Source organism: Nesterenkonia flava, from assembly GCF_031432335.1.
GTDB lineage: Bacteria > Actinomycetota > Actinomycetes > Actinomycetales > Micrococcaceae > Nesterenkonia > Nesterenkonia flava.
The window spans coordinates 20,671-31,760 of sequence record NZ_JAVKGT010000032.1; the positions used below are offsets into that span (position 1 = coordinate 20,671).

General features: G+C 65.3%; 5 protein-coding genes and 1 tRNA gene. All 6 read left to right on the forward strand.

Translation table 11 applies throughout. The features are described 5' to 3' along the window. Nucleotides 1-359: 359 nt before the first annotated feature. Nucleotides 360-1,382 (forward strand): prolipoprotein diacylglyceryl transferase, encoded by a 1,023-nt coding sequence (lgt, locus tag RH857_RS11145; RefSeq protein ID WP_310538047.1) that lies wholly within the window; start codon nt 360-362, stop codon nt 1,380-1,382. Nucleotides 1,383-1,552: 170 nt separating this feature from the next. Next, on the forward strand, nt 1,553-6,154 hold the full coding sequence (gene gltB / locus RH857_RS11150) for a glutamate synthase large subunit (protein WP_310538048.1): 4,602 nt from the start codon (nt 1,553-1,555) through the stop codon (nt 6,152-6,154). Then, nucleotides 6,147-7,610, forward strand: coding sequence for a glutamate synthase subunit beta (locus RH857_RS11155; RefSeq protein ID WP_310538049.1), 1,464 nt, complete (start codon nt 6,147-6,149; stop codon nt 7,608-7,610). The genes gltB and RH857_RS11155 overlap by 8 nt, the downstream gene beginning before the upstream one ends. A 322-nt stretch (nt 7,611-7,932) precedes the next feature. Next, nucleotides 7,933-9,489, forward strand: coding sequence for a pyruvate kinase (pyk, locus tag RH857_RS11160; RefSeq protein WP_310538050.1), 1,557 nt, complete (start codon nt 7,933-7,935; stop codon nt 9,487-9,489). A 131-nt stretch (nt 9,490-9,620) separates the two neighbouring features. After that, nucleotides 9,621-9,697: transfer RNA gene (locus RH857_RS11165), tRNA-Leu, on the forward strand. Nucleotides 9,698-9,807: 110 nt separating this feature from the next. Further along, complete coding sequence (locus tag RH857_RS11170; RefSeq protein ID WP_310538051.1) at nt 9,808-11,034, forward strand: tyrosine-type recombinase/integrase; 1,227 nt, start codon at nt 9,808-9,810, stop codon at nt 11,032-11,034. Nucleotides 11,035-11,090: the final 56 nt, after the last annotated feature.

Below are 11,090 nucleotides of genomic sequence, written 5' to 3' on the forward strand. Positions count from 1 at the left end.
CAGGACCATTTCGACAGGACCATACGGTGCTGAAGGGGCCCTGCACGTCCGGAACTTCGGCCAGTATCTGGGACAGCTGGTGTATCGCGTCCTCGGCCTGTGCGCCCTGCCGTCTGCATTCGAGGGCCGATGCGTCCACGGTGTGCGTAATGCGCTCGACCAGTGTGCTGTTGATGTTGTAACGACTACCGTTCACTGTGCTGTACTCCCCACCCCTGCATGGTCATGTCCGTTCTCTGGGAGGTGTGCCCGCTTCTCAGTCTGCTGGGGAAGCTCCACGCATGCTGGGGACAGGCGTAAACTGCGCCCAGAATCCGGCGGCTGTTTCGCGCCATGCACCAGTGCTACCGTTCTGTGTTGTGATTGTTGTTACCGGATTCCCGCCCCCGCCGGCCCAGGGCATCGACCTGCCGGGCCCTCTGTTCATCGCCTTCTACACCCTGGCGATTCTGCTGGGTATCGTGGCTGCCATCTTTGTAGCCACCAAACTGTGGACCTCCCGCGGCGGACGCAGTGAGGATGTCTTTGATGCCGCCATCTGGGCGGTGCTGCTGGGAATCGTTGGTGGCCGTCTCTATCACGTCATCACCAGCCCGGAGAGGTACTTCGGCGAGAACGGTGACTTGCTGCGCATCGTTCAAGTCTGGAACGGTGGTCTCGGAATTCTGGGTGCCGTGGCTCTGGGCGCGGTGGGCGTGTGGATCGCCTGCCGCCGCATGGGAGCCAAGTTTCCGGCCTTTGCTGATGCCGTGGTGCCCGGTGTGATCCTTGCTCAGGCGATTGGACGCTGGGGCAACTGGTTCAACCAGGAGCTCTACGGCCGCGCCACCGACCTTCCGTGGGGTCTGCGCATCAATCCGGATCTGCCGCACCAGGCTCCTCCCCGAGAGAACATCAACTACGAGATCTGGGGCTTCCACCCCACTTTCCTCTATGAGAGCCTCTGGAACCTGTTGGGCTTCGTGGCCCTGCTGCTGCTCTACCGCCGGTTCCAGGTACGTCAGGGACTGCTCACGCTGACCTATGTGGCCTACTACGGACTGGGCCGCTTCTGGATCGAGTCCCTGCGCATCGATGAGCGGGACAAGGCCACGCAGTATCCCCTGGCCGACCTCACCGGCCTTGACTGGCGTCTCAACCAGTGGACTGCTCTGGCCCTGTTCATTGCCGCAGTTGTGGGTATGATTGTGCTGATGGCCCGCAGCCCTCGCACCGAAGAGGCCATCGCCGAGCAGGCCGAAATTTACACTCCTGAGGCCCGTAAAGCCGCCGAAGTTGAGGTGGTTGCGGAGACCGAGGAAGTGGCTGAGGACACCTCGGAGGCATCACCCGAAGGCGTCGATGGCGACGCCGAGGCGGAGACGAAACACAGCTCCGCCTGATTTGCGCCCGCCTACCCCCAGGCGGAAGATAGATCTGATCACCTGGGCGACCAGGGAACTTTGCGCGTGCCCAGAAGATCGCCCCCAATCTCCTTAGGCGCGCGCCCGATGAGCGCTCACCCACAGCGCCTGACTCTCGCGTCTTAACCAGCGGAGGAAGGAACTTCGTCATGTCCAGCTATAAGGTCATCAGCCCCTTTGAGCGCTTTGCCGCCTTCCCAGAGAAGGCAGGGCTCTACGACCCCGCCAACGAGCATGAGAACTGCGGCATGGCCGCAGTGGCTACCCTGCGGGGTGAGCCTGGCCATGACATCGTGGACCACGCCCTTGTCGCTCTGCGCAATGTGGAGCACCGCGGAGCTGTCGGTGGTGACGTGGGCACCGGTGACGGTGCCGGCATCCTGACTCAGATCCCCGATGAGCTCTTCCGCGCGGTGGTCGACTTCGAGCTGCCCGCTGCCGGTGAGTACGTGGCCGGCACGGCTTTCCTCCCCAAGGAGGAGGGCGAGCGCGCGCACATGACGGAGACCTTCGCTGAGATGGCGGCAGACCAGGGTCTGCAGGTGCTGGGCTGGCGCGACGTGCCCGTGGACGCCTCCATGATCGGCACGCTGGCGCGGGAGTCCATGCCCTTCTTCAAGCAGGTCTTCCTCACCATGGCTCCCCAGGATTCTGCCGAGTACCAGGATTCCGCCCCCGGGACCCTGGACCAGCGGGCGTGGCGCCTGCGTAAGCGCGCCCAGAAGCGCATCGGCGTCTACTTCCCGTCGCTGAGCTCCAAGACCATCACCTACAAGGGCATGCTCACCACTGCCCAGCTGGAGCCCTTCTTCCCTGATCTCTCTGACGAGCGGTACAAGACCACTCTGGGCATCGTCCACTCCCGCTTCTCCACCAACACGTTTCCCTCCTGGCCGCTAGCCCAGCCGCTGCGTCAGATCGCCCACAACGGAGAAATCAACACCGTCAAGGGCAACCGGAACTGGATGCGTGCCCGCCAGGCGATGATGAGCTCGGAGCTGCTCGGCGATGACCCTGAGTACCTCTTCCCGATCTGCACCCCCGGGGCATCGGACTCCACCAGTTTCGACGAGGCAGCTGAGATGCTCATGCTTTCCGGCCGCCCGCTGTCCCAGGCCATGCGTATGATGATTCCCGAGGCCTGGGAGAACAACCCCTCGATGGACCCCAATCTGCGGGCCTTCTACGAGTACCACGCCATGCTGCTGGAGGCCTGGGACGGTCCGGCCGCGATGGCGTTCACGGACGGCACGCAGCTGGGTGCTGTCCTGGACCGCAACGGTCTGCGCCCGGCCCGTTACTGGGTGACTGACGACGGCCTGGTGATCCTGTCCTCTGAGGTCGGCGTGGTTGAGGTGGAGCCCTCCAAGGTGGTGCGCAAAGGCCGGGTGGCTCCGGGCATGATGTTCCTGTGCGACACCGCCGAGGGGCGCATCATCGAGGACGAGGAGATCAAGTCCGAGCTGGCCTCCAAGGAGCCCTGGCAGGACTGGGTGGCCGAGAACCTGGTTCGCCTGGAGGACCTGCCTGAGCGCCTGCACGTGAAGCACCCCTCCGGCTCCGTGCGCCTGCGTCAGCAGACGTTCGGGTACACCCACGAAGAGCTCAAGATCCTGGTGGGCCCCATGGCCGCCACCGGCGCCGAGCCCCTGGGTGCGATGGGTACGGACACTCCGATCGCCGTACTCGCCGAGCGCCCGCGGCTGCTCTTCGACTACTTCGTCCAGACGTTCGCGCAGGTCACCAACCCGCCGCTGGATGCGATCCGCGAGGAGCTGGTGACCTCCCTGGGCCTGCACATCGGTCCCAAGGGAAACCTCCTGAGCACCAGCCAGATCAAGTCCAAGCAGGTCGCGCTGGACTTCCCGGTCCTGGACAACGATCAGCTGGCCAAGATTGCCAACATCCGACGGGAGGACGGCAGCAAGGCTGCCCTGCGCGTGCGCGGCCTGTTCCGTGTGGGATCCTCCGAAGAGGAGTTCCGCCAGCGCATCCGGGACCTGTGCGAACAGGTCTCCGCCGCCGTCAACCGCGGTGTGGGCTACATCGTCATCTCCGACCGAGACTCCAACGCTCAGTGGGCGCCCATCCCGTCTCTCCTGCTGCTGTCGGCGATCCATCATCACCTGCTGAAGTCCGCTAACCGTACCCGCGCCTCCCTCATCGTGGAGGCCGGGGACGTGCGCGAGGTCCACCACGTGGCTTGCCTCATTGGTTACGGCGCCGCAGCGGTCAACCCGTACCTGGCCATGGAGTCGGCCGAGGACATGGTCCGCCGAGGCGAGATCAACAACGTCACCGAAGAGCAGGCGGTGGCCAACCTCATCACGGCGCTGGGCAAGGGCGTGCTGAAGATTATGTCCAAGATGGGCATCTCCACCGTCTCCTCCTACTGCGGAGCGCAGACCTTCGAAGCAGTGGGTCTGGCCCAGAACGTGGTGGACCAGTACTTCTCCGGCACTCACTCGCTCATGGGCGGCGTCGGACTCGACGTCATCGCCCGTGAAACCATGGAGCGCCACGCCCAGGCCTACCCGGCCGACGGCAACGACTTGGGACGCGGTGACGAGCTCGAGGTCGGAGGCGAGTACCAGTGGCGTCGCGAAGGTCCTCCGCACCTGTTCAACCCGGAGACCGTCTTCAAGCTGCAGCACGCCTCGCGCACTCGCCGCTACGACATCTTCAAGCAGTACACCACTGCGGTGGACGAACAGTCCGAAGCGCTGATGACCCTGCGCGGTCTCTTCAAGCTCGAGGCGAAGCGTCCGCCCGTGCCGCTGAGCGAAGTCGAACCCGTCAGCGAGATCGTCAAGCGGTTCAACACCGGGGCGATGAGCTACGGCTCCATCTCCCAGGAGGCTCACGAGACACTGGCGATTGCCATGAACAAGCTCGGCGGACGCTCCAACACCGGTGAGGGCGGCGAGCACCCGCAGCGACTCATCGACCCCGAGCGCCGCAGCGCCATCAAGCAGATCGCCTCCGGACGCTTCGGTGTGACCAGCCAGTACCTCACGCACGCTGATGATCTGCAGATCAAGATGGCCCAGGGTGCCAAGCCCGGCGAAGGCGGCCAGCTCATGGGCAAGAAGGTCTACCCCTGGGTGGCCGAGACCCGGCACTCCACCCCCGGCGTCTCCCTGGTCTCGCCCCCGCCCCACCACGACATCTACTCCATCGAGGACCTCAAGCAGCTCATCTACGACCTCAAGCGTGCCAACACCGGTGCCCGGGTCCACGTGAAGCTGGTCTCCCTGCACGGTGTGGGCACCGTGGCGGCCGGCGTGGCCAAGGCCAGTGCCGACGTCGTCCTCATCTCCGGGCACGACGGCGGCACCGGAGCCTCCCCGCTGAACTCACTCAAGCACGCCGGCACCCCCTGGGAGCTGGGACTGGCTGAAGCGCAGCAGACCCTGATGCTCAACGGCCTGCGCGAACGCGTGACCGTTCAGGTGGACGGTCAGCTCAAGACCGGCCGCGACGTGATCATCGCGGCGCTGCTGGGAGCGGAGGAGTACGGCTTCGCCACGAGTGCGCTGGTGGTCTCCGGCTGCATCATGATGCGAGTCTGCCACCTGGACACCTGCCCCGTGGGTGTGGCGACGCAGAACCCGGTGCTGCGCGAGCGCTACACCGGCAAGGCCGAGCACGTGGTGAACTTCTTCGAGTTCGTCGCCCAGGAGGTCCGCGAGTACCTGGCCGAGCTGGGCTTCCGCAGCCTGGACGAGGCCATCGGTCACATCGACTCTCTCAACATGGACGAGGCCAAGAGGCACTGGAAGACCGAGGGCTTGAACCTCGACGCCGTCATGGGAGCGTGGGACCCGCAGGATCCGGCCACGGCAGCGATGCTGCGCCGGACCTCCGAACAGGACCACGAGCTGGAGAAGCACTTCGACGTCTCCCTCATCGAGCAGTCCCAGGCGGCCATCCACAAGGGCCAGCAGGTCACCATTGAGAAGAAGGTTCTCAACACCGATCGCTCGGTGGGGACGATGCTCGGCCATGAGGTCACCAAGGCGCTGGGCCTGAAGACCCTGGAGAACAACACCATCACCGTGGACCTCCACGGCGAAGCCGGTCAGTCCCTGGGCGCTTTCCTGCCCCACGGAGTCACCATCCGCCTGGCGGGCGACGCCAACGACTACGTCGGCAAGGGCCTCTCGGGCGGACGGATCATCATTGCCCCCGACGCCTCTGCTCCGCTGGTGGCCGAGGACAACGTCATCGCCGGCAACGTGATCGGCTACGGCGCCACCGCCGGCGAGATGTTCCTGCGCGGACAGGTCGGCGAACGCTTCCTGGTCCGCAACTCCGGCGTTACCGCAGTGGTGGAAGGCATCGGAGACCACGGCTGTGAGTACATGACCGGTGGACAGACGCTCATCCTGGGCCCCGTCGGCCGTAACTTCGGTGCTGGCATGTCCGGAGGCACCGCCTTTGTGCTGGACTTCGACCAGGACCAGCTCAACGCCCAGGCCGCCGGCAGAGGCGACCTGCTGCTGCTGACTCCCGACGAGGAGGACCGGCAGATCATCCTGGACCTGCTCCGCCGGCACCGGGAGGAGACCGGATCCGAGGTGGCAGCTCGCCTCCTGGAGGACCCGGAGGCAACCTTCGACAGGATCACCAAGATCCTGCCCCGTGACTACGACGCCGTGCTGCGCGCCCGCTCCCAGGCTCTCGACGAGGGCCTGGACCCCAATGGCGACGCTGCATGGCAGAAGATTCTGGAGGTGACCCGTGGCTGACCCGCGCGGATTCCTGAAGCACCCGCAGCGCCAGGACCGGCCTTCGCGCCCTGTCCCTGTGCGCATCATGGACTTCCACGAGGTCTACGAGCGCCAGGAGAAGGGCGTGGTGCAGACCCAGGCGAGCCGCTGCATGGACTGCGGCATCCCCTTCTGCCACACCGGCTGCCCCCTGGGGAACCTCATCCCGGACTGGAACGACCTCATCTGGCGTGATCAGTGGGAAGAGGCCTCCCGCCGGCTGCACATGACCAACAACTTCCCGGAGTTCACCGGTCGCATCTGCCCTGCCCCGTGTGAGACCTCCTGCGTGCTGGGCATCAACCAGCCCGCGGTGACCATCAAGCAGTCCGAGGTCTCCATTGCCGATGAGGCTCTGGAGCGCGGCTACGTGGAGCCCGTGCTGCCTCAGCGCCTGACCGGCAAGACAGTCGCCGTCGTCGGATCCGGGCCCGCCGGTCTGGCCGCTGCCCAGCAGCTGACCCGGGCCGGGCACACCGTGGCCGTCTACGAGCGCGACGACCGCCTGGGCGGCCTGCTGCGCTACGGCATCCCGGACTTCAAGATGGAGAAGCACCTGGTCGACTTCCGCATCGAGCAGATGCAGGCAGAGGGCACCCGGTTCTACCCCTCCACTGAGATCGGCGCGGACATCTCCTGGGACTCCCTGCGTGAGTCCTATGACGCCGTCATCGTGGCCACCGGAGCCATGGTGCCCCGCGATCTCCCCGTGCCCGGCCGCGGGCTGGGCGGCATCCACTTCGCCATGGAGTACCTGGTCCAGTCCAACAAGGCTGTGGCCGGCGATGAGGTGCCCGAGCAGATCCACGCCAAGGACAAGCATGTGGTGATCCTCGGCGGCGGTGACACGGGTGCGGACTGCATCGGCACCGCCCACCGCCACGGGGCCAAGTCAGTGACCACCCTGGCCATCGGCAAGGAGCTGCCGCGAGAGCGCCCCGAGACCGAGCCGTGGCCGATGGACCCACGCGTTTTCGAAGTCTCCAGCGCTCACGAGGAGGGCGGCGAGGTCAAGTGGCTGGCCTCTACGGTGGAGTTCCTAGGGGATGAGAACGGCAACGTCCGCGCACTGAAGGTGGCCGAGACCCAGTACAACGAAGACGGCTCGCGCACCCCGAAGCCCGGCACCGAGCGGGAGATCCCCGCCGACCTGGTGTTCCTGGCACTGGGCTTCACCGGCGCCGAGCAGGAGACCCTGACCGGGCAGCTGGACGTGCAGTTCACCAAGCGGGGCGCGGTCGACCGCGGCATGGATTACCAGACCAACGTCGAGGGCGTCTTCACGGTGGGCGACGCCGGCCGCGGCGCCTCCCTCGTGGTCTGGGCCATTGCTGAGGGCAGGGCCGCAGCGGCCAAGGTGGATGAGTACCTCGAGGGCTCTACCCGGCTTCCTGCTCCGGTCAAGCCGACCGACAGGGCTATCTCCCTGACCTGAGTGGTCCCGTGATTACGCGGGCGTCCGTGTGCCCGCGGTGCCTGTAGGCCAACCAGTGTTGCTGTTCTCGTCGGAACAGCCTGCTTTAGCGACGAAAACCGCAGCACTGGTTGAGCATGTCACTTCCGTGACGGGGTCTCCCCGCCCTCGGGACCAGCTTCAGGTGTGATGGTCCGCGTCAGCGGGCCGGGTGCGGGCGGGGTCTCCCCGCCCGCGGGGCCAACACAGTGTTGCAGGTCTCAGTTCTGAGATAGAGTCGAAACGTCTGGTCCAGCGTCGTGCCAGCGAACATCTGAGTTCCGTCCAACGACAAAGGTGAGGCATGAGACACGCCAAGATCGTCGCCACATTCGGCCCGGCAACTGCCGGATACGAAAAGACCCGCCAGCTCATTGAGGCCGGCGTCGACGTCGTCCGGGTCAATATGAGCCACGGCGACTACTCGGTCCACGAGGACACCTACAACACCGTGCGTGAGGTCGCCAAAGACCTGCGTCAGGCGGTGGCGATCTTTGCGGATCTGCAGGGCCCCAAGATCCGGCTGGGACGTTTCATCGACGACGCCCAGCACTACCTCGCCGAGGGCGACCGGTTCACCATCACCACCGAGGAGATTCTGGGCACCAAGGAGCGCTGCTCCACCACGCTGAAGACCCTCACCCAGGACGTGGACCCCGGTGACACGCTGCTGATCGACGACGGCAAGGTGCAGCTCCGCGCGCTCGAGGTCACCGAGACCGACGTCGTCACCGAGGTCGTCATTCCCGGTCCCGTGTCCAACAACAAGGGCATCAACCTGCCCGGTGTTGCCGTCTCGGTTCCGGCCCTGTCGGAGAAGGACGAGGCAGACCTTCGCTGGGCGCTGCGCACCGGCTTCGACATGATTGCCCTGTCCTTTGTCCGCGACGCCGCTGACATCGAGGCCGTCCACCGCGTGATGGATGAGGAGGGACGTCACGTCCCCGTCATCGCCAAGATCGAGAAGCCCCAGGCCGTCGACGCGCTGCAGGACGTCATCGACGCCTTCGACGCCGTCATGGTGGCCCGCGGGGACCTCGGCGTGGAGCTGCCCCTGGAAGAGGTTCCGGTAGTCCAGAAGCGGGCCGTGGAGCTGGCACGCCGCTGGGCCAAGCCCGTCATCGTCGCCACCCAGGTGCTCGAATCCATGATCGACAACCCGCGTCCGACGCGCGCGGAGGCCTCCGACTGCGCCAACGCCGTGCTCGACGGCGCCGATGCGGTCATGCTCTCCGGTGAGACCTCCGTGGGCAAGTATCCGGTGCGCACCGTGGAGACCATGGCCAAGATCATCGAGACCACGGAATCCAAGGGGCTGGAGCGCATCCCGCAGCTGGGCACCCGGCCCAAGACCCGCGGCGGAGCCATTACCCGTGCGGCCAACGAGATCGCGGAGCAGCTGGACGTGCCCTATCTGGCCACCTTCACCCGCTCCGGGGACTCGGCCCGCCGGCTCTCCCGCCTGCGCCCGAAGCAGCCGATCTTCGCCTTCACTCATGTGGAGCACACGCACAACATCCTGTGCCTGAGCTGGGGCGTGCAGCCGCGCTGGGTGGAGTTTGCCTCCCACACCGACAAGATGACCGCTCAGGTGGACAAGCTCCTGTTGGAGGAGGGCATTGCCTCCGACGGCGATCTAGTGGTAATTGCCGCCGGTTCGCCTCCCGGACAGGCGGGCACCACCAACATGGTGAAGGTTCACCGCATTGGTGATCTGCCCAACGGTCCGCTGGACCTGGAGACCCTGCGCCGCGGCGACACCGCGCCTCCGAACAAGGAGCCGGTGGGTCCCTGGCCCTCCAACAGTGCCATCAGCGCGGCAAGTGCCAGCAGCGCACTGTCGGCCCACAGCGCTCTCTGAGGCTCACTCTGAACGACTCTGGCGCGGTCCCTGATCGACGGCTGTTACGCTGATCACGGCGACCGCGCCAGAGTCGTGTCGTCTCCGGGGCCGGGGGACCGGTAAGCTTGATGCGCATACGCGAAGCCCGCGTGGCGGAATTGGTAGACGCGCTCGACTCAAAATCGAGTTCTGCAAAGAGTGTGGGTTCGAGTCCCAAACACCCCGCCCGTTATCCACAGGGTAAGACCTCCTGACCTGCGGTTATGTAGCAGGCTGTGGAGGACAGGTTGACACAAATTCATGTTTTGTTGACGCACGGATCTAAGGTCTCTGGTCATGGCGACCTATAGACGACGCGAACGCCGTGACGGCACCATTGCCCACCAGGTCATCTTCCGAGACAAGGACCAGGGCAACAAGCAGACCAGCCTCACCTTCGACGACGAAGACGAGGCCATGCTCTTCAAACGATTCCTTGAGGCCAACGATCACCGGCTCCGGCAGGCCGAGGACGCCGTCATCGAGATGCGATCCAAAGCACCCACCCTGAACGAGCTCATCGAGTACCACCTCGAGAACCTCACCGGCGTCGAAGAGGGCACCATCAAGACCTACAGGTCTCTGATGCGCACACACGTCGAGGACAGCCTGGGCCGCATCCGGATCGATTCGCTGACTAAGAAGGACATCATCCAGTGGTTGCAGACCATCGACCGGACCCCGAAGTCGCTGAAGAACATCCACTCTGTGGTGTCCGCAGCCCTTGCCACTGGGGTGGGGGAGCCTGACTGGCCGATCCAGTCCAACCCCGCCAGGGGCCTTAGGATGCCCAAAGGCGGGGGGAAAAACCGGGAGCGGCCACTGTTCATGACACGGGACCAGGTCGAGGAGCTCGCCGCGACCCTGGACCAGCTGCATGGCCAGTATGAGAATCCCTTCATCGGTTTCACCCCCGGGATGTTCGCGCTCTTCCAAGCCCACTCCGGTTGCCGTTTCGGGGAGTCCACCGCGCTGCGCGCCCATGTCGACACCACTGTCAAGGCCGACGGCAGGATCATCCTGCACATCAACCGTGCTTGGAAGCACCGCGCTACTGGGCTGACACCAGGAGACCCGAAGACCAAGGCCGGAGTCCGTGACGTTGCGCTCTCCCGCGACTTCTCCGAGATCCTGCGCCCCACGTTGGAAGCTACACCGGCTGGGGCACTGCTCTTCGGGAACCGGGCAGGGGAGAGGCTCCATCAGGGCTGGTTCTACGAGAAGTACTGGAAGCCCGGACGTACGGCGCTGGTGTTGGCGGGGCTGTTTCCGCGGAACGCGCGGGTCCACGATCTGCGGCATACCCACGCCTCATGGTTGATCGATGCGGGGGTGCCGTTGCCGGCGATCTCTCGCAGACTGGGACATGAGGACATCTCGACAACGGTGAACCTCTATGGGCACTTGGTGACGGACGCGGATGAGCGTGCCGCGGATGCTCTCTCTGGTGGGTACAAGCCTCATCAGGGTGCAGAGGTAGAGCCGCTCGAGGGTGACCCGGACGACGGGGCCGTGGCCGCCTAGATGTACTTCCCCGTGAGGTTGTGAACACGGTCTGAGGGCACAGCGCCTCCGATGGC

Bases quoted from the DNA above. Each gene is read 5' to 3' on its own strand.
- gltB (WP_310538048.1), top strand. From the start codon at position 1,553: ATGTCCAGCTATAAGGTCATCAGCCCCTTTGAGCGCTTTGCCGCCTTC.
- pyk (WP_310538050.1), top strand. From the start codon at position 7,933: ATGAGACACGCCAAGATCGTCGCCACATTCGGCCCGGCAACTGCCGGA.
- RH857_RS11170 (WP_310538051.1), top strand. From the start codon at position 9,808: ATGGCGACCTATAGACGACGCGAACGCCGTGACGGCACCATTGCCCAC.